Below are 25,750 nucleotides of genomic sequence, written 5' to 3' on the forward strand. Positions count from 1 at the left end.
GAAACGGCTCGATCGAACTCTCCACGTGCTTTTGTTCCGGATGACTGGTGGTCCCGAAGCTAGGGCATTGCGACGCCGAGCCGCTCGGCATGGGACGCGAGTGATGCCATGATGTTGGAGTGCAGGGCGACCCCATCTGCCAGGGCAGAGCGTTTGCGCGCCAGGCCGTTTTCCCCGGGCAGCCGAACGCGGACAACACCGGGTCGCGGCGGATTGCTGCGACACGCATCGGCGAGCCAGCCGGTCTGCCGCAGAAAAGCGTCGCGACCGCCAAAGGCGTCAGGATCGAAAACCTGAACGGTGACAGCGGCATTCGTGCCCTTCAGCCCATCGACGCGTCCAAGGCCGGCAAGGCCTTGTGTAAAGGCTTCGACATGAAGTGCCATGCCGTAACCCTTCTGGCCGTGATCGAGCCCTCCGACCGGCATGAGCGTGCCGCCGCGTTCGATTACCCGTGGATCGCGGCTGGGCTCGCCGTTTTCATCCATCAGCCACTCACGTTCATATTGCCGGCCCTCGCGAACTAGACGCTGCGCCATATTGACCGTCGTGATCGAGGCGCTGATGTCGATCAGGATCGGATCGCCAGGCGTCGGAATGCCATGGGCGACGGGGTTCGGCGTGTAGACACCCTTTCGTCCCCCGAAAGGAGCGACCTGCGCCCCCGATGGGCTGGAGCTTGCGATGCTGACCATATAGCCGCGATCGGTGGCGATGGTGAGATAGGCGGCAAGGCAACCGATATGATGGCTGTCCGCAATCGCGATCGTCGCTGTGCCGTAAGTCGCCGCGCGCTCGCAGGCAAGCTTCACGGCCTCCGATGTCAGCCAAGCACCTGGAAGGCGCCGTCCCTGCCATGCAATGGCCGGCCCGCGGTCGGACACCACCTCAGGCACGCCTTCACTCTTCATCACGCCGTCGGCGATACTTTGGAGATACCAGCCGGCCAATGCCAGACCATGCGTCGTGTGTCCCATCAGATCGGCTTCAAGGAGATAATGGGCAACGGCGGCCGCTTTCTCTTCCTCGAGCCCGGCAGCAACAAACAGCGCCTGTGCAAATTGGCGCAGCCTATCCGACGTGTAGCGGAGGTCAGATGTCTCGCCCATGGCTTTCTCCATCAGTTGCCGGCACTAGGCCGCCTCAGCGCGCCAGAAAGCGCGGGTGAAGCGTCCCACCGTCAAGCGCCGTCAGCACGTTCTCGGCCGACATGATCGAGACGGCGCGTTTTGCATCAAGTGTGACACCAGCGACATGCGGCGTCACAAGCGTGTTCGAGAGCTGGAACAGGGGATTGTCGATGCCCGGCGGCTCAACGGCGAAACTGTCGAGACCCGCTCCGGCGAGGTGGCCCTGTTCAAGGGCAGCAATCAACGCCTTCTCATCAACGACTTCGCCGCGCGCCGTGTTGATCAGGAACGCGCCCTGCTTCATCAGGCCGATACGGCCGGCGTCGATCAGGTTTTGCGTTTCAGGTGTCAACGGACAGTGCAGACTGACGATATCGGAGTTCGCAAGAAGCGTATCGAGATCGGTTTCGCGGCTGACGTCATCGCCAAAGACGCTGTCCGGCGTGTGCGGATCGAAGGCCGAGACGATCATGCCGATGGCGCCGGCCATCCGGGCGAGCGTCTGGCCGATGAAGCCGAAGCCGACGAGGCCAAGCCGCTGGTCGCGCAGTTCGCGCCCCTTGTACTGGTTCTTGTCCCAGATGCCGTCCCGGATCAGTGCATCCTGGCGCGGCAGATCCTTGACCAGCGCCATGATCAGCGCAAGCGTATGTTCGGCGACGGAGTGCCCGTTGCTGCCCGTGGTCATTGATACCGGAATGCCGAGCGCTGCGGCAGCCTTCACATCGATGTCGTTCGTTCCGACGCCGTGCTTGGCGATGTGCCGGAGTTTTCCGCCCGCCTGCATTTCCTCCGGGCCAAGAAGATCAGCAAGCAATCTCACGATGACGGCATCCGGTCGGCGGAGCTTCATTACCTCGATAACGGCTTGCCGGTCGATATAAGGCGGCGTGGCAATGACGTTTGCTCCGGCCTCTTCCAGAAGCGAACGACCTTCCGGGGCGAGTTCGCCACCGAGAATGACAACAGTCCTTTCCATCGCTCATCTCCTCCAACGAGCAAATCGGCAGGCGGCGCAACGCTGCGCCGCTGGCAATACAGCAAGCACCAGAAGCGTTAAGCCGCGCGTCGGCGTGGAAACCGCGCCATCAGCCGTGCATAGGCGATGGCCGAAAGCATGTTCACGTGATTGGCCTTGCCCGTGCCGGCAATATCAAAGGCCGTGCCGTGATCGACCGACACGCGATCGATCGGCAAGCCGAGCGAAACGTTAACAGCCGTGTCGAAGGCAATGAGCTTGATCGGGATATGGCCCTGATCGTGATATTGGGCGATGACCAGATCAAAGGCGCCGTTATAGGCACGGGCAAACACGGTATCCGCCGAGATCGGACCAACGACATAGATCCCCTTCGCCTGCGCCAGTTCGACAGCCGGCGCGAGAAACTCGGTATCCTCGGTGCCGAACAAGCCGTTCTCGCCGCAATGCGGGTTAAGGCCGGCAACCGCGATACGCGCCTTCTTGCCAAGGCGCATGAAGTGATTGTGACCTGCCTCGATCGTTGCCAGCACGCGCTCCGTTTTCGCGCGCTCGATCGCGCCCTTCAGCGAGATATGGGTGGAGACATGTATGGTGTTCAGGCGCTCGGAGGCGAGCAGCATGAACGAGCTCTTGGAGCCCGTCAGGTGCGCCAACAGGCCGGTGTGACCATCATAATGATGGCCGGCAAGATTCATTGCTTCCTTGTTGATGGGTGCCGTGACGATCACATCGGCGTCGCCTGACATCGCAAGGTCGACCGCGCGGCTGATGTAGCGAACCGAAGCATCGCCTGCGACCGGGCTGACCTTGCCGATCTCGGGCAGCGGTGCGCCGAGGTCCACTTCGTCAACAGCAATCTTGCCGGCGCCCGCTGCGTCGGCCGGTGCGAAGGAAAGTTCGGTCGCAGCCGTGCGATTGGCGCGCTCGAGCGCCTCCGTATTGCCGACGATGACGAAATCGCGCCGCTCCTGCTCCGGCATCGTGGCGAGCGCCTTGACGATCACCTCGGGGCCGACGCCCGCCGGATCGCCGAGCGTCACGGCGACTTTCGCATTTCTGTCCATCACTCACGGTCCTCTTTGAATGGAAACGCGCTTTAAAAGGCGGCTTCGTAGATCGAGCGGATATCGGCCCGCGACAGGTCGCGCGGATTATTGTCGAGCAAGCGACGGATGGCAAAGGCATCCTCGGCCATCGCATCCAGATCGCTTTCCGGCACACCGAGGCCTGAGAGCTTCATCTCAATCCCAAGTTCGGCGCAGAACGAGTAGGCGGCATCGAACACAGACGCGATCTCGTCGGAGGTCCTACGGCCAAGCGCGTCCATGACGGCACGGGTCTTTTCGGGCACGGCCGGGGTGTTGAATGCGAGGACATGCGGAAAGATCAGGGCGTTTGCCGCGCCATGCGCCACGTGCCAGCGCGTCCCGAGCGGATAGGCGAGCGCGTGACCGCCGGCTGTGTTGACCGGCCCAAGACAGAAGCCGCCATACAGCGAAGCAAGTGAGAGGCCCGCACGCGCTTCGGCGTCGGATCCGTCCTTGACCGCACGGGCAAGATACTTTCCGACCAACCGCGTACCCTCGATCGCATAAAGGTCGATCATCGGATGCGCCTTGCGATTGGTGAACGCCTCGACACAGTGCGCCATGGCATCGACCCCGGTTGCCGCGGTCGTGCGCGCTGGCACGCTAAAGGTCAGCGCCGGATCGACAACCGCGATATCGGCTAGCATGTGCATGCTCTCGACCGCGAGCTTGGCCTTCGTCTTCGGGTCGGTGACCAGAGCCCTGATGCCGGCTTCGCTTCCCGTGCCTGATGTGGTCGGCACTTGCGCAAGAGCAACGCGGCGCGGCCCCTGGACCTTGTTCGGGCCGACAACTTCATGAAGCGTTTGCGATGAGCCGGCCAGCACTGCCGCGAGCTTGGCAAGATCCATCGCGCTCCCGCCGCCGAAGCCGACAACAAGCTGGGCATCTGCCGCATTCGCCGCCGCCAGCACCTTGTCGAGATTGGTAATGTCAGGCTCGGGCGTCACATCGGCAAAGACCGTGACCTCGCCCTTGAGGGCAAGCGCATCGACACGCGTCGCATTGAAGGCATCGGAAATAACGAGAATCCGGTGATAGCCGCTGTCGTTCGCCCACTTGCCGAGCCGCTCCGCCGTACCGACGCCGAACTCGATCAGATGCGGTCGAACGATTGTGATAGGCGAATCCAAGCTAACCACTGGACCAGTCCTCCCCTGCGATTGCTGGCGACACCTCGGTCGCACAAGATGTAAATTTGTTATACAATGATCCTGTATTTGGCAAGCGGCCACATTCGCAAGCACCGAAATAAATTGCGTTTTCGCTAATCACCGCGCACAAAAGAAACGCTCACGCATCAGTTAACAAACTGAAATAACTACAAAAACATATGCGGGCTGCTGCTTGACAGCGCCAAGACGAGACCGCACTGAATCGTTGGAAGAACCACACGAAAGTTGTCAAAACAGACACATAATCCGACGCGCTTCATGTTCTGAAGAAGCGGCGTCAGATCGATTGAGGTTCACAGGTGACAACCTGTGAAGGTGTCAGGCAATCGCGTCTGCCGAAAGCCGGACGTATTTTATGGCTCGGCGATAGTAGGTATAGGCGATGTGCACGGTGCCATCGGAGCCCTGGACAATCGAAGGGTAGGAAAACTCGCGGTTCACCGAGTCTTTCGAGTTGTTGCTAAGGCAATATCCATCGCCGGTATCGAGGTCGATACGACGTGGAAAGCTTGTGCCGCCGTCGCTGGAGAAGGCGAGGCTGAGTGGCGCGCGGGGAACGCCCCAGACTGCCTTGCGGCGCTCGATCGCCACCGTCGGCGCCACCTTGATCTCCTCGTCGCCCTCGATCTCATCGTAAAGCGACTGGCGCCGGGAATCCGACATCGACGCATTGGAATGGTTGTAAACCATTGCGATCACATCGTTTTTAAGCCTTGTCGCCTGGATAGACGAGTTGTTGTTCGGAAGGTCGATCGGCTGCGGCGCACTCCAATGCCCGCCCCCGTCACTCGAGCGGCTGGACAAAACCGATTCGGCGAACCGATTGCGATAGAAGGCGACAAGGCTGTCGTCGTCTGTCGGCACGATGTTCATGTGGACCGCCCCAATGCTATCCGGGACCTCGGTCATGGCCCAGCTCTCGCCTTGGTCGCTCGAGATCAGCACGCCTGCCGTATCCACGTCACCAGTCCAGCGTTCACCGGGCAATCCGATGCAACGAAAGACCGGCAGGAGCCAGAAGCCGGTTTTGTTGACGATGATCGGCTGGCGAACGAAGGTGCCTGGGATGTCGCAGAGAACGCGAACCTCTCCGAAAGTCTTGCCACCGTCCTCGGAGATCCGACATTTGACAACAGAACCATCCTGATTTCCCGAGGTTTGCGAGGTGTAAAGCAGCCAGATTTTTCGATCCGGGGCCGTGAAAATCAGGGGATTCTGTTCGGATTTCGTCGGGTCGTCGGACATTTTCTCCGGCTGCGACCAAACACTGGCATCCGGGGCAAGCCGTGACATGTAAATGGAAATGTCGCCCATACCCTCCATCGTGCCACCGAACCAAACGCAGGTGAGCGTCCCGTCAGGCAGAAAGGCGAGGTTGGCGGCATGGTTCTGGATGCAAGGAGAGGGCAGATAGGCGTCTCCCCGCCCCTTTTGGTTCGCGTTCGCGACGATCTCCCCGGTCATCAGCGCCGGAACGGCCTGGGGTGGCAAAGCTGTGGAGCTCATGGTCGCTCTCCCTACGGCAGCTTGGCGTAGGCTTCGGAAAGCGCGGCATGGTCGGCATCGCTGATCGGCATTAGCGGCGCACGCGTGCGCTTCCAAGCAGCGTTGCCGGTCTTCAGGCTGACCATGGCCTTGATGGTCGGGATCTGCACGTAGGAATTGGAAAGCGTTCTATAGGCGTTGATGCGGGCCTGAGCGGCCTCGACTGCGCCGGCCTGCGTCTCGTCATGCACCTTGTCGTATACGGTGCGCAGCGAATCCGCGACGAGATTGGAGGTTGCCGTGATGCAGCCCGCACCTCCAGCCTTCAGCAGCGGCAACAGCAGCGGATCGGCGCCCGCCAGCACGGAGAAGCCCGGATAGGCCGCGACGATCGCCTGCATGTTATTGAAATCGCCAGCAGATTCCTTGATTCCAACGACCGTGTCGGGGAACGCCTCTATCAACCTGCCTATCAACGGAATCGAAAGCGGAACGCCCGAGACCTGCGGGATGTGATAGAGGATGACCTGCAGCCTGGCGTCGGCGATCTTTTCCAGAACCTGCGAGTAAGCAGCAAACAATCCGTCATCGGAGACACCCTTGTAGTAGAAGGGCGGCAGCATCACGACCTTTGTCACCCCGAGCGAAAGGGCGTGCTTGGTCAACTTGACGGTTTCAGGAATGGCAACGACACCCGTCCCGGGGAGCAACCTGTCGGCCGGCACCCCTGCCTTGAGCGCCGCCTCGAGAATTGCCCGGCGCTCGCTGGAGGAGAAGGAATTTGCCTCGCCCGTCGTGCCAAGCAGGGCGACGCCGTGGCACCCCTCCTGCAACAGTCGCTGGCAGTGCTCGGTGAAAAGGCCCAGATCCGGGCTGCCATCCGCATTGAGTGGCGTCGCGGCCGCGCTAAATACGCCTGTAATCTTGTGATTGCTCATATCGTCCTCCTCGGATGAACGCCGCGAAAAAGGCGGCAACGGCTGGAAATCCAGCCCGCAAGATGGCGTTTTCTTCATCCTCTGAAGCCGTGTTGTCAATATGACAATACAGATAGCTTCAGTTGCGATTTTTTAACATATTGAAAAAATTACAGAAAATATTTCGTTCCTTTTGACATGGGCGACATAGATTAATTTGTGTTGACATATTTACATTATCGCGCGAGTGTCTGCGCCATGTCGTGACGCACTTTCGGGAACAGAGTGAAAGTGGTGCCGTCACTGATTTTGTCATGGGAGGACACGATGACTGATCGGAATGAAGGGAATATTGCGCAGAAAGCGCAGATGTCGCGTCGCGACGCGCTGAAGCTTGGCCTCGCCGCCGGCGTCGGCCTTACAGTCTTCGGCATGAACGCACGCATCGTGCTTGCCGACGATGGCCAGGTTCTGAAGGTTGCCAATCCCGCGTTCAACCAGGATTGGTCGCCATTGCGCGGTGGCGGCGTTCCGTTCCGCTGGAATTCGATCTGGTGGGCCTCGCCGATGTATTTCGACAGCGAAGGCAAGATCAAGCCATACGTCTTCACCAGCTGGGAATCGCCCGATAACAAGGTCTGGACCTTCAAGATCGACCCGAGGGCTGTCTTCTCGGACGGCAGCAAGATCACCTCGGCCGACATCAAGGGATCCTGGGAAGTCGCCTCCATGCCCAACACCAAGAGCCAGCGCGCCGACCAGGTGTTGAGCAAGGTTCAGGGCTACAAGGAAATCGGCGCAGGTTCCGGCAACGAGTTGACGGGTGTCACCGCGCCTGATGAAGGCACTGTCGTCGTGACGCTGGCAGAAGTTGATCCGATCTTCTTCATGCGCCTTGCTAACCACATTGTCCCGATTACCAAGGCCGCCCAGTCGCGCGGCAGCGACGGCGAGGAAGTGGCCGACTGGTACAAGCCCGACAATAGCGCCGTCTATTCCGGCCCGTTCAAGCTCACCAGCATCGATATCGACGCCGGCAAGCTGGTGTTCGAGCCGAACGAGAACTTCTTTGGTCCGAAGCCGAAGCTCGCGCGCATTGAAATCACCTCGATCGAGGATAACGTCACCGCGACGTCCCTGATCAAGTCAGGCGAGTTCAACGCGCATACCGAGCTGGTCACCTCAACGATCATCCAGGACCTCGGCCCTGAATTCTCCGCCGGCCCGCTGATCCCGACCAGCCAGCACTTCTGGTTCAACGTTGCCCGCGCACCGATGGACGATCCAAAGGTTCGCCAGGCGCTGATCATGGCGATCGATCGCGACGGCCTTTTCAAGGCTTCCTATCCGGATGGCCCGCACAAGAAGGCCGACCAGATCCTGAATTCTGTGCCCGGTGCCGACAATTCCGGCTTCGAGCCCTATCCGTATGATCCGGCCGCGGCAAAGAAGCTGCTTGCCGAATCGACCTACGGTGGTCCCGAGCGCCTGCCGAAGATCCTCTTCGTGGGTATTTCCGCGCCAGCGATCGAGGCTGCGGCCCAGTTCATCGCCGAGCAGTGGCGCCAGAACCTTGGCATCACGGCCGTAGACATGAAGCCGCAGCAGGACTCCTATGCCGGTCCGGACCAGAATGCTGTCCAGATCTTCCGCGACGACGTCGGCACCCGTGTTCCCGATGCCGTTTCCTATCTCGCCGGCTGCATCGCCTCGACCTCGTCGAACGCGCAGAACAAGCTTGGCGGCTACAAGAACGACAAGGTGGATGCAGCACTTGCCGAAGCCGCGACGAAAGCCGTCGATGATCCGCAGCGCGTCAAGCTCGCCCAGGATGCTCAGAAGGCATTCCGCGACGATTGGGCATTCATTCCGTGGTATTCTCAAGCGATGTCCCGCTGGGCCACCAAAGATGTCAAGGGAATGGAAAAAAACCTCGACTGGCAGGTCGTGGCGCCCTGGGACATTTCGATCGGCTGAGCCGGCCCGAAACTCTGAAATAGATAGCCCTTGGGCACATCAGCAACCGCGCGAAGACCGCAAGGCCTTCGCGCAAGTTTCAAGAAGACATCGCATGTCCGCGTTGATGCGGAAAGGTGTCTGCCAACCGGTGGGAGATGACCTTGTTACGCTACGTGCTGACCCGGTTTGTCATCTGGATTCCGTCCGTTCTGATCGTGATGCTGGCCGTCTACGCGCTGGCATTCTACGGCGCCGGCGACCCGATCAAGCTGATCTTTCTGCGCGCACCCGGCGATGTCGCCTATAATCCGCAGCGCATCGAAGCCATCCGCGAAAGTGCCGGCCTGAACAGGCCCTTCATCGAGCAGTTCGGCCTTTACATCTGGAACCTGTTGCATGGCCAGTTCGGCAATTCGCTGACCTCCGGTCGCTCGGTCTGGGCAATGGTCTCGGCTGCGGCCCCCGTTTCTTTTAAGCTGGCGCTCTGTTCCATCATCCTGACGACCATCATCGCCATTCCGCTCGGCATGATCGCCGCGATGAACCAGAACAGCCGCCTCGATTACACGATCCTCGGCAGCGCGCTCTTCCTCTGGGCGATCCCGGCCTATGTCGCCGGCCCGCTCCTGATGGTCGGCCTTATCGTGCTGCTGCCGATGATCAAGGTGCCCTATGGCTGGGGCGGTGTTTTCGACGTCCGCATCCTGTTGCCGCTTATCGTGCTCTCATTCCAGCCAATCGCGCTGATCGTCCGCCAGACGCGCGCCGCCGTCATCGAGGTGCTGTCGGAGGATTTCGTCCGCACCGCCCGCGCCAAGGGTGTGCCCGAGATGGTCGTGGCGCTGCGCCATATCCTGCGACCGGTGCTCACCCCCGTCGTCACCCAGCTTGGTCTGATCATGATCACCATTGTCAATGGCGCGATCTTCGTGGAGCTCGTCTTCGGTCTTCCCGGCCTCGGTCGCCTGACCGTGCAGGCACTGACCAATTCCGACTACCCCGTCATTCTGGCGATCACGCTCATCGGATCTTTCCTGGTAATGATATCGAACCTTCTGGTCGACGTTCTCTATCCGCTGCTTGATCCGCGCGCCAACGATGCAAGAAGGAGCCGCTGACCATGTCCGCCATCCCTCTCTCTCCCGTCGCAGCTCAGGAAGAGGCACCCGTCAGCCTCTGGCGCGACGCCTGGTATCGCCTGAAGCGCAACAAGCTTGCCGTCTTCGGCCTGATCGTCGTGGCAATCCTTGCTTTCACCGCGATCTTTGGCCCCTATCTGACGCCCTATGACTACCTGAGCCAGAATCTGCAGGCCCGCAACGCCGTGCCGTCGCTGCAGCATCTCTTCGGCACCGACGATCTCGGCCGCGATGTATTCAGCCGCGTCGTCTTCGGCACCCGCACGGCCTTCCTGGTCGCGGTCATTGTCACCGTCATCGCGGTTCTGATCGGCACGATTCTCGGCGCCATCGCTGGCTTCTTCGGCAATCCGTTCGACCGCGTCATCATGTGGCTGACCGACATGACCATGTCCGTGCCGAACCTGCTCCTCGTCGTCGTCATCAATGCATCGCTGAAGTCCCCGATCACCAAATGGATGGAGGCGCAGTATCTGGCGACGCTCGATCCCTTCTATCGCCAGACCATTTGGGTCGACTTCATTCTGGTCTTCGGCTCGATGGCCTTGATTTCATGGCCGCCCTATGCGCGTCTCGTTCGCGCCCAGGTGCTGTCGATCCGCAGCCGGCCCTATATCACGGCCGCCCAGGCACTCGGCCTTTCGAACTGGATCATCATGAAGCGCTACGTCATTCCAAATGCGCTTGGTCCGCTGATCGTCTCCGTCAGCGCCGGCCTTGGCACTGCCATGGTTCTGGAGAGCGCCTTCAGCTTCCTCGGCATCGGCGTCAACCCACCGACCCCAAGCTGGGGCAACATGATCTCGGATGGCCTGCGCGTCTGGCAGCACTACCCGCATCTGCTGGCCGCTCCGGCCGCCGTTCTCGGCCTTGCCTCGGTTGCCTTCAGCTTCCTCGGCGATGGCCTCAACGACGCACTCAATCCGCGGGGTTCCAAGTGATGAACACGACGCGATCTAACGAGAAACTGCTCGATGTCCGCGGCCTGACGGTCGAAATCGACGGCAGAAACGGCCCGGCGGTCGTGGTCGATGGCATCGACCTTCACGTCAACAAGGGCGAGACGCTTGGCGTCGTCGGTGAGTCCGGCTGCGGCAAGAGCCTGACGATGCTGAGCCTGATGCGGCTACTGCCGAACAAGATCAAGGTCACCAAGGGGTCGGCGAGCTTCGACGGCCAGGACCTGCAGAAGATGTCGAATAAGGAACTGCGCAAGGTGCGCGGCGGCGATATCGGCTTCGTCTTCCAGGATCCGATGACCTCGCTCAACCCAGTCATGCGCATCGGCGACCAGATCTGCGAACCGCTGATCTATCACCGCGGCATGAAGAAGGCAGAGGCTCGCGTTCGCGCCGTCGAACTGCTGCGCCTCGTCGGTATTCCCGGTCCGGAAGAGCGTCTGCAGGCCTATCCGCACGAACTTTCCGGCGGCATGCGCCAGCGCGTGATGATCGCGATCGGCCTTGCCTGCAATCCGAAACTGCTGATCGCGGACGAGCCGACGACGGCGCTTGACGTCACCATCCAGGCGCAGATCGTCGACCTCGTGAAGGACCTGCGCGCCAAGCTCGGTATGTCGGTTGTCTGGATCACCCATGACCTGGCGCTGATCGCCGGTCTCGTCGATCGCGTCGCCGTGCTCTATGCCGGCACCGTGGTCGAGGATGCACCGGTCGACGAGCTCTATGCCCGCCCCAGCCATCCGTATACGCGTGGCCTCTTGGCCTCGATCCCGAAGCTGTCGGATGCGCCTGCAAGCCGGCTTAGCTCCATCGGCGGTACGCCGCCGGAGCCGGGCCGCCGCCCCAAGGGCTGCCCCTTTGCACCGCGCTGTCCGCTGGCGGAAGCCGTCTGCCACGAGCGCGTGCCGAAACTCGAACCGCTATCAGGCGCAGGAAACCACCGCACGGCCTGCTTCGTCGTCCAGAAAATGCAGGAGGCTGCGTGATGGGTACTCAACCGCTGCTGAGGGTCGAAAACCTCGTCAAGCATTTCCACGTCAAGCTCGGCGCCTTCGGCGAGCGCTCGGCGACGGTCTATGCGCTGGACAACGTCAATCTCGACATCATGGAAGGCGAGACGCTCTCGCTGGTCGGTGAATCCGGCTGCGGCAAGTCGACGACCGGCTTCACCATCCTCAACCTCTACAAGGCGACATCAGGCAAGGTCGTGTACAAGGGGCAGGATCTGGCGACGATGGATGAAAAGCAAATGCGGCCCTTCCGCCGCGACCTGCAGATCGTCTTTCAGGATCCCTATTCAACACTCAATCCACGTATGACGATCGGTGAGGCGATCGGCGAGCCGATCCTCTTCCACAAGCTCTGCACCAAAGCGGAGCTCAAGGACAAGATCGCCACACTGCTGACCGACGTTGGCCTGCCCACCCGCTTTGCACAGCGCTATCCGCATGAGCTGTCCGGTGGCCAGCGGCAGCGTGTCGTCATCGCTCGCGCACTCGCCTGCCAGCCGAAATTCATCGTCTGCGATGAGGCGATCTCGGCGCTCGACGTCTCGATCCAGGCGCAGATCATCAATCTCCTGCTCGATCTGCAGGAAAAATATGGCCTGACCTATTTGTTCATCGCCCATGATCTGGCCGTCGTGCGCCATATCAGCACGCGCGTCGGTGTCATGTATCTCGGCCGCCTGGCGGAACTTGCGACGCGCGAGGAACTGTTCGAAAACCCTTTGCATCCCTACACGAAGGCGCTGCTCTCTGCCGTTCCGGAAACGGATCCGGAGCTGGAACGCACGCGCAAGCGCCAGATCCTGCAGGGCGACGTGCCGAGCCCGCTCAACCCACCGAGCGGCTGCCGCTTCCATTCGCGCTGCCCGATCACCATGGACGTGTGCAGCAAGGTCGTGCCGGAGTGGAGGGAAGCCAAACCCGGCCACCTTGTCGCCTGCCACGCCGTCAACACAGGACAGACTGCATGACGCTAAAGGTCGCGATCATCGCTGACGATTTGACCGGCGCGCTCGACACGGGAACCCCCTTCGTCGACGCCGGACTTTCCGTCGCTGTTGCGATCGACGTCGGAGCCATATCGGAAACGCTTGCGACCGATTGCGAGGTCGCGGTGGTCAACACGGCTTCAAGAGCTCTCCCGGAGGAGGAAGCGGCAAGAAAGGTCAGCGCTGCGGCGAAGGCCCTTCTTGCCGCCTCGCCTCAGATCGTTCTGAAAAAGATCGACTCCCGGCTCAAGGGGAATGTTGCAGCGGAAAGCGCAGCTCTGGCTGCCGTCTTCGGCCACGAGGCGATCGTCGTGTCACCCGCCATTCCCGATCAGGAGCGGTTGACCCGCAGCGGCCACGTGGTCGGCCGTGGCGTCGGTGAGGCGCTACCGATCCCCGTTCTCTTCGGGACGAGCGACCGTCAAGTGGCCGTCCGCGACGCCGAAACGGACAGCGATCTCGACCGGGTGGTTGATGCATATGACTGGAGTAGGACCCTAGCCGTCGGTGCCCGAGGTATCGGCAGTGCGCTTGCCCGCAAGATCGGCCAGCCGAATAGCGCAAACAATCCCTTTGCGACGTCATCCCGGACGGTTTTTGCTTTCGGCTCGCGCGATCCCATCACGGCGGCGCAGATGGCCAAACTGGAAAGTTCCGGTGGCCTAGTCTCGACTATCGATGCGCCCATGGGAGCATTGCCTCCCGAAGCACGATTTGGCTTGCCAATCCTTCTGCGCTGCACAGGCGAAATCACCAGCGAGGCAGCAGCAGTTGCCGACCGCTTCGCGAAAGGCGTAAAATCAATCATAAACGCAACGAGCCCGGAGATGCTGATGGTCGGTGGAGGCGATACGGCGCTGGCGGTATTTCGCGAACTTGGAATTCGAACCCTGAGGCCGAAGGGCGAGATCGAAGCGGGCATTCCATGGTTTGATGTAACCACATCCGACGGCCTGCATCTGCACTGTGCGGTGAAGTCGGGGGGCTTTGGGAATTCTGATAGTTTGCTAAGACTGATTGCACAGAATCAGGCGGCATAGGCAATGCCGGCGGGGAGAATGAAAGTGGACGAAGCAAACGGTGTATCGGCAAATGCCCAGACGACCCCGGCAGCCAAGCCGGAGCGTGGCAAGGCCGTCAAGCTGGTCGATCGGGTCTTCGACCAGTTGCAGGAGCGCATTCGTTCCGGAAACTATCCACCGGATTCGCGTCTGCCCGGCGAGCATGAGCTCGCATCGATGCTGGGCGTCTCGCGTCCGATCGTGCGCGATGCCTTGGCACGGTTGCGCGATCAGGGCATCGTGTATGCCCGTCAGGGCGCCGGCACGTTCGTCAGCGCCCACGGTTCGCCGACGACGCAACTTTCCTATTCGCCGGTCAAGACGATCGCCGACATCCAGCGCTGCTATGAGTTTCGCCTGACGATCGAGCCTGCCGCCGCCTACTTTGCCGCCAAGCGTCGTGACGAGGCGGCGATCCAGAAAATTGCGGCAGCACTCGCCGATCTACGCGAGGCGACTAGCCATCAGCTCCATCGCACCGACGCCGACTTCACGTTCCATCGGGCCGTCACAGAAGCCGCCAACAACCACTACTACACGGCCTCGATCGACGCCCTGAAGGCTCATATCGCCGTTGGCATGCACCTTCACGGCCTATCGCTCCTTGGTCCGCGTCAGGGCCTCGAGCAGGTCTACGAGGAGCACAACAAGATTTACCTCGCCATCGTCGAAGGCCGTGCGGAAGACGCGCGGGCTTTGATGAAGACGCATCTTGAGGGTTCGCAGAGCCGCCTCTTCGAAGGCCGCGCTCTGGACCTTTCCATGTAGTTGCGGCAGTCGGCTTGACAGCTTTGCTGCTCTGGTTCTAACCTTTTGGCATTCACCAGGGGGGTCCCGGCAAGGGGCTGAGATACTGCTATCGTGCGCAGTGACCCGTTGAACCTGATCCAGTTCATACTGGCGTAGGGACGGTGCAAGCGCTCGAAGGCATTGGATTCTCGCGTGGAGTCGGTGCCGGCGTCTTTTCATCATTCCGGCTGAGGACTGGGTCTCCAAACCTAAAACTTGGAGCCTCAAACCATGAATATTGCCGCAAAGAACATCACCCCGACCGTTACAACAGGCCCGCTGCCAGCCTCTCGGAAAATCTACATCCCGGGAGAAGTTCATCCTTATATCCGTGTGCCGATGCGCGAGATCAGTGTTCACCCGACATCGGGAGAGCCACCGGTCACGGTCTATGATTCCTCTGGCATCTATACGGTCGAAGGCGCTGACATCAGCATTGAGCAAGGGCTTCCGGAACTGCGCCGGAATTGGGTGCTCGCACGTGGCGATGTCGAAGCCTACCAGGGCCGCCAGGTGCGCCCCGAGGATAACGGCTTCGCCAGTGGCGAACGGCTGACGCCGGAGTTTCCCGCCAAGCGCCAGCCGCTCCGCGCCAAGGACGGCAAGGCCGTCACCCAGCTCGCCTATGCCCGTGCCGGCATCATCACGCCGGAGATGGAGTTTATCGCAATCCGCGAAAATCTCGGCTGCAAGGCGCAGATGGAAGAGCTCACGCGTGACGGCGAAAGCTTCGGCGCCCGGATTCCGGATCACGTCACCCCGGAATTCGTCCGGCAGGAGGTGGCTGCCGGTCGGGCGATCATCCCCGCCAACATCAACCACCCCGAATCCGAACCGATGATCATCGGCCGGAATTTCCTGGTGAAGATCAACGCCAACATCGGCAACTCCGCGGTCACATCGTCCATGGCCGAAGAGGTCGAGAAGATGGTCTGGGCCGCCCGCTGGGGCGCCGATACCGTCATGGATCTATCCACCGGCCGCAACATCCACAACATCCGCGAATGGATCATCCGCAACTCGCCGCTGCCGATCGGCACCGTTCCGCTCTACCAGGCGCTGGAGAAGGTCGAGGGCATTGCCGAGAACCTGACCTGGGAAGTCTATCGCGATACCCTCATCGAGCAGGCGGAGCAGGGCGTCGACTACTTCACTATCCATGCCGGCGTCCGGCTCCACTATATCCCGCTGACCGTCAACCGCGTCACCGGCATCGTTTCGCGCGGCGGCTCGATCATGGCGAAGTGGTGTCTTCATCATCACCGCGAGAGCTTCCTCTACGAGCATTTCGAAGAGATCTGTGACATCTGCCGCGCCTATGATGTCTCGTTCTCGCTCGGCGACGGCCTGCGTCCGGGTTCGATCGCCGATGCCAACGACGCCGCGCAATTCGCCGAACTGGAAACCCTCGGCGAACTGACGAAGATCGCCTGGGCCAAGGACTGCCAGGTGATGATCGAAGGACCCGGCCACGTGCCGATGCACAAGATCAAGGAAAACATGGACAAGCAGCTCGCCGTCTGCGGCGAGGCGCCTTTCTACACGCTTGGACCGCTGACGACCGACATCGCCCCCGGCTACGACCACATCACCTCGGGCATAGGTGCTGCCATGATCGGTTGGTTCGGCACGGCGATGCTCTGCTACGTCACCCCGAAGGAGCACCTAGGCCTTCCGGACCGCCATGATGTGAAGACCGGCGTCATCACCTACAAGATCGCTGCCCATGCCGCCGATCTCGCCAAGGGACACCCGGCCGCTCAGGTGCGCGACGACGCCCTGTCACGCGCCCGCTTCGAATTCCGCTGGGAGGATCAGTTCAACCTGTCGCTCGATCCGGAGACGGCCCGCAGCTTCCACGACGAAACGCTGCCGAAGGAAGCCCACAAGGTGGCGCACTTCTGCTCGATGTGTGGCCCGAAATTCTGCTCGATGCGGATCTCGCACGACATCCGCGCCGAGGCACAGAAGGAAGGACTCGACGCCATGGCGGCAAAATACCGCGAGGGCGGCGATCTCTATATGCCGATCGACACCGTCCAAGGGACGCGCGACTGAAAATGCGCGTCCTTGTCAAGGGGGCCGGTGTTGCCGGCCTCACGGTCGCGCACGAACTCAGCCTTCGCCGCGCCGACGTAACCGTCGTGGATCCGTGTCCAGGCTTCAGCCAAACAGCCTCCTGGCTCGCGGGCGGCATGCTCGCGCCCTGGTGTGAACGCGAAAGCGCCGAGGAAGCCATATTGCTGCGCGGCCGCGACGCCATCGACCGGTGGGACATGATGCTGCCGGGCGAGGTCCGCCGCAACGGAACGCTGGTTGTTGCTCCCGCGCGCGATCAGGGCGAACTCGATCGCTTCGCCGGTCGCACCAGCGACTATGAATGGTTGGACGAAGACCAAATCACCGCGTTGGAACCGGCTTTCGCTGGGCGCTTCAGGCGAGCCCTGTTCTTCCCGCTGGAAGGACATCTCAATCCAAGGCGCGTGTTGGGTCTGCTGCGAGATAAGCTCGTCGACCGGCATGTCGCATTCATTGACCAAGCGACCGAAACCGCCGGCTACGACGACATCGTCGATTGCACGGGCGCGGCGCGCATTGGGCAAACGAGCGGGCTTCGCGGCGTTCGCGGCGAAATGCTTTATCTGAAAACCGACGAAGTCGCCCTCGCCAGAGCCGTTCGCCTGCTGCATCCCCGCTTCCCCGTATATATCGTTCCACGTGGAGGCGGCTTGTTCATGGTGGGTGCCACCATGATCGAAACGGAGTTCGGCGGCCCGATCTCGGCACGTTCAATGATGGAGCTGCTGAACGCTGCCTATGCCGTGCATCCCGCCTTTGCGGACGCGGCCGTCGTCGAAACCGGGGTCGGTGTCCGACCGGCGTTCGCCGACAATTTTCCCCGCGCGACCCGCGAGCGTGATGCTGTCGTGCTCAACGGTCTCTATCGCCACGGCTTCCTGCTGGCACCCGCGATGGCGGAGGAGGCCGCAGACCTTGTCTTCTCCCGAACCAAAACAGGAGGAAGTAACCGATGAGATTGATCGTCAATGGCGAGCAACACGACCTGATTGCCGCGACGTTGTCGGAGTTGCTGACGCTGATGGAATATGAAGGCGATTGGCTGGCGACCGCCGTCAACGGCGAAATCGTCCACCGCGAGGATCGCGCCGACCACGCACTCAACGACAATGACAGGATCGAAATCCTGTCGCCGATGCAAGGGGGCTGACCATGCTGACGCTTTACGATACTGAAGTCTCTTCCCGTCTGCTTCTCGGTACCGCACGATATCCATCACCCGCGATCCTTGCGGAGGCCGTCAAACGGTCAGGAACGGAGATCGTCACCGTCTCGCTCCGCCGCGAGACCGCCGGCGGACGAAGCGGTGGTGCCTTCTTCGAAATGATCCGCGCGCTTGGCGTTCGTGTTCTGCCGAATACAGCCGGCTGTCATGGGGTTTCAGAGGCCGTGCTGACAGCCAAGATGGCGCGCGAGTTGTTTGGCACCAATTGGATCAAACTGGAGGTGATCGGCAACCACGATACGCTTCAGCCAGACGTTTTCAGCCTGGTGGAGGCCGCACGCATCCTTTCAGCCGAAGGCTTTGAGGTCTTCCCCTACACGACCGACGACCTCGTGGTGGCGGAAAAGCTGCTCGAAGCGGGTTGCCGGGTGCTGATGCCCTGGTGCGCCCCGATCGGCAGTGCTGCGGGACCGCTGAACCTCTCTGCTCTGCGTTCCATGCGCGCGCATTTTCCTGACGTTCCACTCATCGTCGACGCCGGAATCGGCCGGCCGTCGCACGCGACATCAGTCATGGAGCTCGGCTTCGATGCCGTCCTCTTGAATACCGCCGTCGCCGGTGCGGGCGACCCTGTTGCCATGGCCAGTGCATTTGCCAAGGCGATCGAGTCCGGCCGCGAGGCTTTCGGTGCGGGCATGCTCGAACCACGCGATGTTGCTGTTCCGTCGACACCCATCATCGGAAAGGCCGTCTTTGCATGAAGCTCGATCCCTTCTATCTCATCGTCGACAGCGTCGAATGGATCGCGCGGCTGGTGCCGCTCGGGGTCAAGCTTGTGCAGTTGCGGATCAAGAATAGGGAACCGACCGAGCTGCGCACCGAAATCCGGACTGCAAAGGCAATTTGCGCCGCACATGGCTGCCAACTGATCGTCAACGACTACTGGCAGCTTGCCATCGATGAAGGATGCGATTTCGTCCACCTCGGTCAGGAGGATCTGGAAGCGGCCGATCTCGGTGCCATTCGAGCGGCCGGCCTGAAGCTCGGGCTGTCCACCCACGACGATGCCGAGCTCGAGACGGCGATGGCGGCAAAGCCGGACTATGTCGCGCTCGGTCCGGTCTATCCGACCATCCTCAAGCAAATGAAGTGGTCGCCGCAGGGACTCGAGCGCCTCCGCATATGGAAAGCGCGCGTCGGCGACCTGCCGCTCGTCGCTATCGGCGGGCTGAACGTCGATCGAATCGAGGGCGTTTTGTCTCGGGGCGCCGACAGCGCAGCCGTCGTGACCGATATTACCCTGCACCCCGATCCGGAGACACGAACGCGGCAGTGGCTTGCTGCCACCGCTTCTTGGCGCGGAGTGGAAATGCCCTTGGGTCGGTAGCAGAGCAGAACGACCGATGGGTCGTTCAGTCGCAACCCCTTCAAAAATGATTGATTTGCGGATCGTGCTTGACCATGTTGAACCGGGGGCTGGACAACAAGTTGGGCTTGGCACGTATGTTACAACGGACCGAGGAAACGGACGCCGCACTGATCGACAGGCTTCAGCGAGGCGCATTTAATTATTTCCCGAAGCACTACAATCCGGACAACGGCTTGGTCCCGGACACGTCCATCGCGGGCGTTCCCTGCAGCATCGCCGCGGTCGGCTTCTCCCTGTCGTCCTATCCCGTCGCTGTCGAGCGTGGCTGGATGCAGCGCTCCGAAGCGATCGACTACACGCTGAAGACGCTTTGTTTCTTTGCCAACGGCCACCAAGGTCGTGAGCGGCACGCGATCGGCTATCGCGGCTTCTTCTATCACTTCCTGCATATGGACACCGGCCACCGCGCCTGGAACAGCGAGCTGTCGACGATCGACACCACGCTTCTCGTGGCAGGCATGTTGACCGCTACGGCCTATTTCGACCGCAACACCGAAGCCGAGACGGAGATCCGTAGGCTCGCGAGTTTGGTCTACGAAAGAATCGACTGGCACTGGGCGCTGAACAAAGGCCAGACCGTATGCATGGGCTGGAAGCCAGGCAGTGGCTTCCTGCGTTGGCGCTGGCAGGGCTACGACGAAGCGATCCTGCTTTATACGCTGGCGCTCGCTTCCCCGACGCATCCAATCCCGGCGTCGAGCTATGATGCCTTTACCGCGAGCTATTCGTGGATGCTTTTCGGCGATCAACCTTATGTCTATGCCGGCCCGCTTTTCATTCATCTTTTCTCGCATGCCTGGATCGATTTCCGCGGAATCCAGGACAAGGCAATGGCCGAGCGCAACTGGGATTATTTCCGCAACACGCAGGTATCGATCGCCGTGCAGCGGGACTATGCGCAGCGCAATCCCGGCCATTTTGTCGGTTACAGCAAGGACATCTGGGGTCTGTCTGCCTCGGACGGCCCGCCTCCGACCCGTAACATGCGTGGCGGTCGCCATCCGCGCGTACTCGGCTATGCAGCGCGTGGCGCACCGCTCGGACCAGATGACGGCACGATCGCACCCTGGGCAGCACTCGCATCGCTCCCATATGACCGCCAAGCGTCGCTCGATGGCCTTCGCGCCCTGATATCGACCTATCCGAACCTGCTCTACGAGGATCGCTTCCCCGGTGGATTCAACCCGACCGTCAAGACCAAGCGGCCTGAAGGCTGGGTCGACGACCGCTGCGTCGGCATCGATCAGGGTCTTCTGGTCATGACGATCGAAAATGATCGCTCGGACTTCATCTGGGGTCTTATGCGCCGTTCACCGGTCATCCGACGCGGTCTTGAGCTAGCAGGATTTAGAGGTGGCTGGTTATCGGAAGATGAGAGTTCCGAACTGAAGATCGCCTGATCAGCGACTTCCGAGAACGTGCGCCTTGCCGGCGATGTCGAGACGAACATGATCTCCGCGCTCCGGAAGCGCCACGCTTGACGTCTTGACCATGATCGGCGGAAGGGCGACGCCTTCAAGCGACACCGCGACGGTGCAGGTCGCCCCGCCGAATTCGACCTCGACGACCCGTCCGCGATAGGTCTGCGCGCTTTCATCGGGAACGACCCTGATCTGTTCGGGCCGCAGCATGATCTCGACCTTGCCTTTATGGCTGCCATCGACAGCGACGCGGCCGAGCGCACAATCGGCAAAACCATTGCGAACAACGGCCGGAAGCATAACCGCGTCTCCGAGAAAAAGAGCTGTCTCGCGATCAATGGGCTGCAAGTAAACCGATTGCGGTGAACCCGCCTGGATCAATCTGCCTTCCCGCAGGACGGCGACCTGATCGGCGAAGGAGAGCGCTTCCGCCTGATCATGTGTGACGAGGATCGTCGTGATGCCCGCCGACTGGAGAACGCGCGCGACGGCCTTGCGCATATTCTCGCGCAGACCGGTATCGAGAGCCGAAAACGGTTCATCGAGCAGCATCAGGCGCGGCTTGCGACCGAGCGCGCGGGCAAGCGCGACGCGCTGCTGCTGGCCGCCGGAAAGCTGGTGCGGCCGGCGGGTGAGCATGTTGCGGTCAAGCTCGACCATATCGAGCAGGTCGATGACGCGTCGTTCGCGATCGGGCGCACCGCGCTCGAAGCCGAAGCCAATATTGTCGGCGACGCTCAGATGCGGAAACAGCGCGCCATCCTGCGACACGATACCGATGCCTCGCTTGTGCGCGGGCACCACCACCGGACCGTCCGCCAGAAGCTCGCCGCTAAGCGTCACACGGCCGTCATCAGGCTGCTCGAAACCGGCGATGATGCGCAGCAGCGTCGTCTTGCCCGACCCCGAAGGCCCGACCACGGCCGTGCGGCTGCCGGCGGCGACATCGAGTGAAATGTTCTGCAATGCCTGGACATGTCCGTAGCGCTTGCTGATGCGATCGATCGTAAGCAGCGTCATTGTCCGGCAGTCCGTTTCGATTGGGTATAGAGAAGAAGAGTGAGCGGCAGCGATAGCACGACCATCATGAATGCGTAAGGCGCCGCCGCCATGTAGTCGATCTCGCTGGTCAGCGACCAAAACTTCGTCGCAAGCGTTTCCACCCCATTTGGCGCCAGCATCAATGTCGCGGTCAACTCGTTGGTGATGCCGAGACCGACAAGCGCGACGCTGGCAGCTGCGCCCGGCGCGGCGAGCCGCATGGTAATCTGCCTCACTGCCTGGGCCGGCGTGCGGCCAAGACCCATCGCGGCGCGCTCCAGCTCCACGGGCGCCTGGGCGATGCTGGCGCGCAGGCCCACCATAGCACGCGGTAGGAACAGCAAGATGTAGGCAGCAACAAGAGTTGCAAAGGTCTGATAGAGGGGCAGAACGAGACGGACCGTAATCGTCACCAGCGCGAGCGCGACAACCACACCCGGCAGCGATCCGACATAATAATGGCAGGCCTCGAGCAGGCGCTGCAGACGCCCCGGCGCTCGGACGGAAAGCCAGGCCATTGGCGCTGCGGCAATCGTCGCGAGCACGCCGCCGGCAACCGCGAGAACGATGGTTTGCACAAACGCATTGCCGATCGTGTCGACGCGCCAGACCCCGAGCCCACCGAGATAGAGCCATCGCACCAGCGTCACCAAGGGAACGCCGAGCGTCAAAGCCGCGAGACCCACCTGAAGTACGATCGCCGGCATTATGAACCAGCCAAGCCGACGGCGATCCGCCGGCCGCGCCGAACCGGATCCGACACGGGCATATCGCTCGTTGCCGCGCAGCAGGATTTCCAAGCCGAGCAGAAACAGGCAGCAGCCGACAAGAACACCACCCAGCATGTTGGCAGCCGGGCTATTGTAGGCGGATTGGAACTGATCGACGATCGCCGTTGCGAAGGTGTCGAAACGGATCATCACGAAGAGACCGTATTCCGACAGCAGATGCAGCGCGATCAGCAGCGAACCACCGCAGATGGCGAAGCGCAATTGTGGCAGGATGGTGCGGAAGAACAAACGCCAAGGCCCGAGGCCAAGGGAAGAAGCGGCGTCCTCAATGGCGGGGTCAAGCCGGCGCAGGGCAGCGGCGACCGGCAGATAGAGAAACGGGAAGTACGCAAGCACGGAAACGAAGACGCCGCTCTGCAGCCCGCGCATGCCGGGGGCGAGGCTGATCCACGCGTAGCTATGGACGAAGGCCGGCACCGCGAGCGGCGCAACCGCCAGCCACGACCACAGCCGCGCGAAGGGTATATCCGTCCGCTCGACCAGCCAGGCCAGTGTCACGGCAAGGGCAATCGACAGTGGAATGGTAAATGCTTCCAGCAGCACCGTGTTGACGAGCAGCTCGCCAACGCGCGCGCGGAACACCAATTCCTTGACGGTCTGCCAACCGACATCGAAGGTTATCCAGCCTATGAAACCGAGCGGCACCAGACTGAACAGCGCCACAACGGAGGCAAAAAAGATGACGGCAGCGTGGGGCAGACGTGCACGCAGCCGATCTATTCCCGCCACCGACCGCGCCATCGGCCTTTCATGACCGGGAACAAGCAATCTGTTGTCCTGCAGCAAGGCCGCGCCTTCATACGCTGAAAAAGGAAGGCAACCGCCTATGATAGGGCGGTTGCCGATTTCGTCATGCCCTACGTTTTTCTTGAGCCAAAAGCAACAGTTTTGACCCGCAGGGCCTCTGACAGAAAGACTAGATGATGCCAGCGGCTGTCATCAGTTCCGTCACCTTCTTGCTGTTCAGCTTGGCCGCATCGACCTTCGGTGCATTGAGGTCAGCCAGCGGAACGAGCTTGTCATTCGATGCCGCATCCTTTCCGATGGCATATTCATAGGACGTGCCGTTCTTAAGGATGTCCTGGCCGGGCTTGCCGGTAACGAACTTCAGGAAGGCCTGAGCTTCCTTGGCATGCTGGCTCGACTTCAGAACGCCGCCGCCGGAGATGCTGACGAAAGCACCCGGATCCTGATTCTTGAAGTAGTGCAGGGCAACGTTCTTGCTGTTTTCACCAGTCTTCGCCTGATCGCCGAACCAGTAATAGTGATAGATGACCGCGCCCTCGACTTCGCCGGCGTTGACCGCCTTCATCGCGACGCTATTGCCCTTGTAGGGCGTGGAGTTTTCCTTGAGCGCCTTGAGCCAAGCCGTCGTTGCTTCCTCACCCTTGAGTTCGAGCAAAGCGCTGACAATCGCCTGGAAGTCAGCGCCCGCCGGCGAAGCGCCCCAACGACCCTTCCAGGCCGGATCCGCAAGGTCGAGCAGCGACTTCGGCAACTTGTCCTCAGTCAGCTTCGTCTTGTCATAAGCAAAAACCGTTGAACGAGCAGCAATGCCGGTCCACATGCCGTCAGACGGGCGATACTGCTCGGGGACCTGAGCCAGCGTTTCCTTGTCGACCGGCGCAAAGAGGCCAGCTGCATCGACCAGCGTCATGGCCGGAGAGTTCTCCGTCAGGAAAACGTCGGCCGGCGACGCATCACCTTCCTGAACGATCTGATTGGCGAGCTGCATGTCGCCGCCTTGGCGCATCGTTACCTTGATGCCGGTTGCCTTTGTGAATGCATCGATCCACTCGCGCCCGAGGCTCTCATGCTGAGCATTGTAGACGACAATGCCTTCAGATTCCTGCGCCAGAGCGGTGCCAGTGGCGAGTGAAGTTGCGGCAATGAGCAAGGCGGCAAACGCCAGCACGCCCGAAAGGCGATTAAGGGAAGTTTTCATGAAGCCCTCCATGGTGTTTCACCCGAGATCCCGGGCTGTTGGAGCCCGTATATTTTTGTTGATTTGGCATTTCAAGTTTTAGTGATGGCATGAGAATCACAAATACTTGAAACCGTTCATCAACTTTAGAATCGTTCTAGAGCGCACGGATCGCGGCAATGACCTCGTCGTCCACGTCAATGCCGTGTTCCAGGGCCTGCTGCCGTGCCGTTTGACCCCGACGCCCGGGCAGCCGGACGCCGGGGTCGGACGAGATCTCGTCTATAAGTGCGGCCAATCGTTCGGCAACACCACTTCCACCGCTGGCGGTCGGGTTGATGACAACAAGCATCTGCCCGAGGCCGGGTGCCGAACCCTTATCGTCGAAAAGCGAGGAGGACTCGAAGGAGAAATTGGCCCCTGTCAGTGCGCCGGCAAGGAATTCGACCATCATCGCCAACGCGGCACCCTTGGCTTCTCCCGATGGTGCCATCGTCCCCTCGAGTGCCGCAGCCGCATCCGTCGTCGGCTGGCCGTTCCGGTCAAAAGCCCAATCCGCAGGAATAGCGACACCCTTTTGGCGTGCTGCCATCACCTTGCCACGGGCAACGCGCGAAAGCGCGAGATCAATGACGAGGGGGTCGGCTGCCGGGATCGGCGCAGCAAACGCTATGGGATTCGTTCCAAAAACGGGCTTGCGCCCACCCCAGGCGGCCATGGACGCAGTGGCATTGGCAACCATCAGAGCGACAAACCCCATTTCCGCAAACCGCTCGACGGTCAAGGCGAGGACGCCGGCGTGGTGGGAACGATGAACCGCCGCTAAAGCGATGCCCTGCTGCTGGACAATCTCCGGGAGAATCGAGGCTGCGAGATCGAAGGCCGGATAGGCGTAGCCGTGGCAGGCATCAATGCGCACAACGGCGGGAAACGGCCGCTCGAGCTGCGGCGTGGCAAATCCGTCGACCTTGCCTGCTTTGGCCTGCTTTGCGTAGGCCTCGACCCGGCGCAGGCCATGACCGCCTTGTCCAGCAGCTTCGGCGGCAACGAGTGCCCTGGCGACCGAGAGCGCATTGGCCTCGTCCACACGATTGCGCGTCAAGGCATCGACAACGAGCGTTTCTGCCGCAGTTAGGGTGAAATGCATGGCAACCTGCAAAACAAAAAAGGGTGATGACGTGTTATGTCATCACCCTTTCGGCTGCAATGCAGGCAAT

At 61.1% G+C, this 25,750-nt stretch carries 23 protein-coding genes and 1 riboswitch; of the genes, 13 read left to right on the forward strand and 10 right to left on the reverse strand.

The features are described from left to right. Positions 1-59: 59 nt before the first annotated feature. The 6 genes from NBG89_RS15905 to NBG89_RS15930 form a co-directional block, all read right to left on the reverse strand. A complete protein-coding gene (locus NBG89_RS15905; RefSeq protein WP_431320732.1) occupies positions 60-1,109 on the reverse strand; it encodes an Ldh family oxidoreductase in 1,050 nt (349 codons plus the stop codon). A 34-nt stretch (positions 1,110-1,143) separates the two neighbouring features. After that, positions 1,144-2,109 carry a hydroxyacid dehydrogenase gene (locus tag NBG89_RS15910; RefSeq protein WP_431320733.1) on the reverse strand — a complete coding sequence of 322 codons (966 nt, stop codon included), beginning with the start codon at positions 2,107-2,109 and terminating at the stop codon, positions 1,144-1,146. 77 nt (positions 2,110-2,186) lie between these two features. Continuing rightward, on the reverse strand, positions 2,187-3,176 hold the full coding sequence (gene pdxA, locus NBG89_RS15915) for a 4-hydroxythreonine-4-phosphate dehydrogenase PdxA (protein ID WP_431322712.1): 990 nt from the start codon (positions 3,174-3,176) through the stop codon (positions 2,187-2,189). Between the two features lie 32 nt (positions 3,177-3,208). Further along, complete coding sequence (locus NBG89_RS15920; RefSeq protein WP_431320734.1) at positions 3,209-4,342, reverse strand: iron-containing alcohol dehydrogenase; 1,134 nt, start codon at positions 4,340-4,342, stop codon at positions 3,209-3,211. A 351-nt stretch (positions 4,343-4,693) separates the two neighbouring features. Then, the gene (locus tag NBG89_RS15925; RefSeq protein WP_431320735.1) at positions 4,694-5,881 is read right to left on the reverse strand and encodes a sialidase family protein; all 1,188 of its coding nucleotides are present in this window, start codon (positions 5,879-5,881) and stop codon (positions 4,694-4,696) included. Positions 5,882-5,892: 11 nt separating this feature from the next. Continuing rightward, positions 5,893-6,798: a dihydrodipicolinate synthase family protein gene (locus NBG89_RS15930; RefSeq protein ID WP_431320736.1), complete on the reverse strand. Its 906-nt coding sequence runs from the start codon at positions 6,796-6,798 to the stop codon at positions 5,893-5,895. Positions 6,799-7,104: 306 nt separating this feature from the next. On the opposite strand from NBG89_RS15930, the gene NBG89_RS15935 reads away from it, so the two are divergent. The 13 genes from NBG89_RS15935 (at position 7,105) to NBG89_RS15995 (ending at position 20,756) form a co-directional block, all read left to right on the forward strand. Next, a complete protein-coding gene (locus NBG89_RS15935; RefSeq protein WP_431320737.1) occupies positions 7,105-8,754 on the forward strand; it encodes an ABC transporter substrate-binding protein in 1,650 nt (549 codons plus the stop codon). Positions 8,755-8,897: 143 nt separating this feature from the next. Beyond that, complete coding sequence (locus NBG89_RS15940) at positions 8,898-9,854, forward strand: ABC transporter permease (RefSeq protein WP_431320738.1); 957 nt, start codon at positions 8,898-8,900, stop codon at positions 9,852-9,854. A gap of 2 nt (positions 9,855-9,856) precedes the next feature. Then, entirely contained in the window at positions 9,857-10,816 is a 960-nt protein-coding gene (locus tag NBG89_RS15945) for an ABC transporter permease (protein WP_431320739.1), read from the forward strand. Continuing rightward, complete coding sequence (locus NBG89_RS15950) at positions 10,816-11,823, forward strand: ABC transporter ATP-binding protein (RefSeq protein ID WP_088693034.1); 1,008 nt, start codon at positions 10,816-10,818, stop codon at positions 11,821-11,823. Before NBG89_RS15945 ends, NBG89_RS15950 begins: the two co-directional genes overlap by 1 nt. Then, positions 11,823-12,815 carry an ABC transporter ATP-binding protein gene (locus NBG89_RS15955; protein WP_431320740.1) on the forward strand — a complete coding sequence of 331 codons (993 nt, stop codon included), beginning with the start codon at positions 11,823-11,825 and terminating at the stop codon, positions 12,813-12,815. Before NBG89_RS15950 ends, NBG89_RS15955 begins: the two co-directional genes overlap by 1 nt. Next, a complete protein-coding gene (locus NBG89_RS15960) occupies positions 12,812-13,873 on the forward strand; it encodes a four-carbon acid sugar kinase family protein (protein WP_431320741.1) in 1,062 nt (353 codons plus the stop codon). The genes NBG89_RS15955 and NBG89_RS15960 overlap by 4 nt, the downstream gene beginning before the upstream one ends. A gap of 24 nt (positions 13,874-13,897) precedes the next feature. Then, on the forward strand, positions 13,898-14,662 hold the full coding sequence (locus NBG89_RS15965; protein ID WP_431320742.1) for a FadR/GntR family transcriptional regulator: 765 nt from the start codon (positions 13,898-13,900) through the stop codon (positions 14,660-14,662). Positions 14,663-14,709: 47 nt separating this feature from the next. After that, positions 14,710-14,821: riboswitch (TPP riboswitch) on the forward strand. Between the two features lie 93 nt (positions 14,822-14,914). Then, a complete protein-coding gene (gene thiC, locus NBG89_RS15970; RefSeq protein WP_431320743.1) occupies positions 14,915-16,741 on the forward strand; it encodes a phosphomethylpyrimidine synthase ThiC in 1,827 nt (608 codons plus the stop codon). Positions 16,742-16,743: 2 nt separating this feature from the next. Beyond that, positions 16,744-17,718 carry a glycine oxidase ThiO gene (gene thiO, locus NBG89_RS15975; RefSeq protein ID WP_431320744.1) on the forward strand — a complete coding sequence of 325 codons (975 nt, stop codon included), beginning with the start codon at positions 16,744-16,746 and terminating at the stop codon, positions 17,716-17,718. After that, positions 17,715-17,912: a sulfur carrier protein ThiS gene (thiS, locus tag NBG89_RS15980; RefSeq protein ID WP_431320745.1), complete on the forward strand. Its 198-nt coding sequence runs from the start codon at positions 17,715-17,717 to the stop codon at positions 17,910-17,912. Before thiO ends, thiS begins: the two co-directional genes overlap by 4 nt. A gap of 2 nt (positions 17,913-17,914) precedes the next feature. Beyond that, the gene (locus NBG89_RS15985) at positions 17,915-18,688 is read left to right on the forward strand and encodes a thiazole synthase (RefSeq protein ID WP_431320746.1); all 774 of its coding nucleotides are present in this window, start codon (positions 17,915-17,917) and stop codon (positions 18,686-18,688) included. Beyond that, positions 18,685-19,314, forward strand: coding sequence for a thiamine phosphate synthase (locus tag NBG89_RS15990; protein WP_431320747.1), 630 nt, complete (start codon positions 18,685-18,687; stop codon positions 19,312-19,314). Before NBG89_RS15985 ends, NBG89_RS15990 begins: the two co-directional genes overlap by 4 nt. Positions 19,315-19,430: 116 nt before the next feature. Continuing rightward, entirely contained in the window at positions 19,431-20,756 is a 1,326-nt protein-coding gene (locus NBG89_RS15995) for a glucoamylase family protein (protein WP_431320748.1), read from the forward strand. Here NBG89_RS15995 and NBG89_RS16000 read toward each other — a convergent pair whose 3' ends face one another. From NBG89_RS16000 to NBG89_RS16015, 4 genes are all read right to left on the reverse strand, one after another. Beyond that, positions 20,757-21,797 (reverse strand): ABC transporter ATP-binding protein, encoded by a 1,041-nt coding sequence (locus NBG89_RS16000; RefSeq protein WP_431320749.1) that lies wholly within the window; start codon positions 21,795-21,797, stop codon positions 20,757-20,759. Further along, complete coding sequence (locus NBG89_RS16005; protein WP_431320750.1) at positions 21,794-23,350, reverse strand: ABC transporter permease; 1,557 nt, start codon at positions 23,348-23,350, stop codon at positions 21,794-21,796. The genes NBG89_RS16000 and NBG89_RS16005 overlap by 4 nt, the downstream gene beginning before the upstream one ends. Positions 23,351-23,525: 175 nt before the next feature. After that, positions 23,526-24,554 carry an iron ABC transporter substrate-binding protein gene (locus NBG89_RS16010; protein ID WP_431320751.1) on the reverse strand — a complete coding sequence of 343 codons (1,029 nt, stop codon included), beginning with the start codon at positions 24,552-24,554 and terminating at the stop codon, positions 23,526-23,528. Between the two features lie 136 nt (positions 24,555-24,690). Then, entirely contained in the window at positions 24,691-25,680 is a 990-nt protein-coding gene (locus NBG89_RS16015) for an Ldh family oxidoreductase (RefSeq protein ID WP_431320752.1), read from the reverse strand. Between the last annotated feature and the right edge of the window lie 70 nt (positions 25,681-25,750).

Source organism: Rhizobium sp. YTU87027, assembly GCF_050644135.1.
Classification (GTDB): Bacteria; Pseudomonadota; Alphaproteobacteria; order Rhizobiales; family Rhizobiaceae; genus Rhizobium.

Excerpts from the sequence above, each read along its gene's own strand:
- NBG89_RS15910 (WP_431320733.1), bottom strand. The coding sequence starts at position 2,109 with ATGGAAAGGACTGTTGTCATTCTCGGTGGCGAACTCGCCCCGGAAGGT.
- thiO (WP_431320744.1), top strand. The coding sequence starts at position 16,744 with ATGCGCGTCCTTGTCAAGGGGGCCGGTGTTGCCGGCCTCACGGTCGCG.
- thiS (WP_431320745.1), top strand. The coding sequence starts at position 17,715 with ATGAGATTGATCGTCAATGGCGAGCAACACGACCTGATTGCCGCGACG.
- NBG89_RS16005 (WP_431320750.1), bottom strand. The coding sequence starts at position 23,350 with ATGGCGCGGTCGGTGGCGGGAATAGATCGGCTGCGTGCACGTCTGCCC.
- NBG89_RS15990 (WP_431320747.1), top strand. The coding sequence starts at position 18,685 with ATGAAGCTCGATCCCTTCTATCTCATCGTCGACAGCGTCGAATGGATC.
- NBG89_RS16015 (WP_431320752.1), bottom strand. The coding sequence starts at position 25,680 with ATGCATTTCACCCTAACTGCGGCAGAAACGCTCGTTGTCGATGCCTTG.
- NBG89_RS15950 (WP_088693034.1), top strand. The coding sequence starts at position 10,816 with ATGAACACGACGCGATCTAACGAGAAACTGCTCGATGTCCGCGGCCTG.
- NBG89_RS15930 (WP_431320736.1), bottom strand. The coding sequence starts at position 6,798 with ATGAGCAATCACAAGATTACAGGCGTATTTAGCGCGGCCGCGACGCCA.
- NBG89_RS15955 (WP_431320740.1), top strand. The coding sequence starts at position 11,823 with ATGGGTACTCAACCGCTGCTGAGGGTCGAAAACCTCGTCAAGCATTTC.
- NBG89_RS15935 (WP_431320737.1), top strand. The coding sequence starts at position 7,105 with ATGACTGATCGGAATGAAGGGAATATTGCGCAGAAAGCGCAGATGTCG.
- NBG89_RS15905 (WP_431320732.1), bottom strand. The coding sequence starts at position 1,109 with ATGGGCGAGACATCTGACCTCCGCTACACGTCGGATAGGCTGCGCCAA.
- NBG89_RS16010 (WP_431320751.1), bottom strand. The coding sequence starts at position 24,554 with ATGAAAACTTCCCTTAATCGCCTTTCGGGCGTGCTGGCGTTTGCCGCC.
- NBG89_RS15925 (WP_431320735.1), bottom strand. The coding sequence starts at position 5,881 with ATGAGCTCCACAGCTTTGCCACCCCAGGCCGTTCCGGCGCTGATGACC.
- NBG89_RS15985 (WP_431320746.1), top strand. The coding sequence starts at position 17,915 with ATGCTGACGCTTTACGATACTGAAGTCTCTTCCCGTCTGCTTCTCGGT.
- thiC (WP_431320743.1), top strand. The coding sequence starts at position 14,915 with ATGAATATTGCCGCAAAGAACATCACCCCGACCGTTACAACAGGCCCG.
- NBG89_RS15960 (WP_431320741.1), top strand. The coding sequence starts at position 12,812 with ATGACGCTAAAGGTCGCGATCATCGCTGACGATTTGACCGGCGCGCTC.
- NBG89_RS16000 (WP_431320749.1), bottom strand. The coding sequence starts at position 21,797 with ATGACGCTGCTTACGATCGATCGCATCAGCAAGCGCTACGGACATGTC.
- NBG89_RS15945 (WP_431320739.1), top strand. The coding sequence starts at position 9,857 with ATGTCCGCCATCCCTCTCTCTCCCGTCGCAGCTCAGGAAGAGGCACCC.
- NBG89_RS15995 (WP_431320748.1), top strand. The coding sequence starts at position 19,431 with ATGTTACAACGGACCGAGGAAACGGACGCCGCACTGATCGACAGGCTT.
- pdxA (WP_431322712.1), bottom strand. The coding sequence starts at position 3,176 with ATGGACAGAAATGCGAAAGTCGCCGTGACGCTCGGCGATCCGGCGGGC.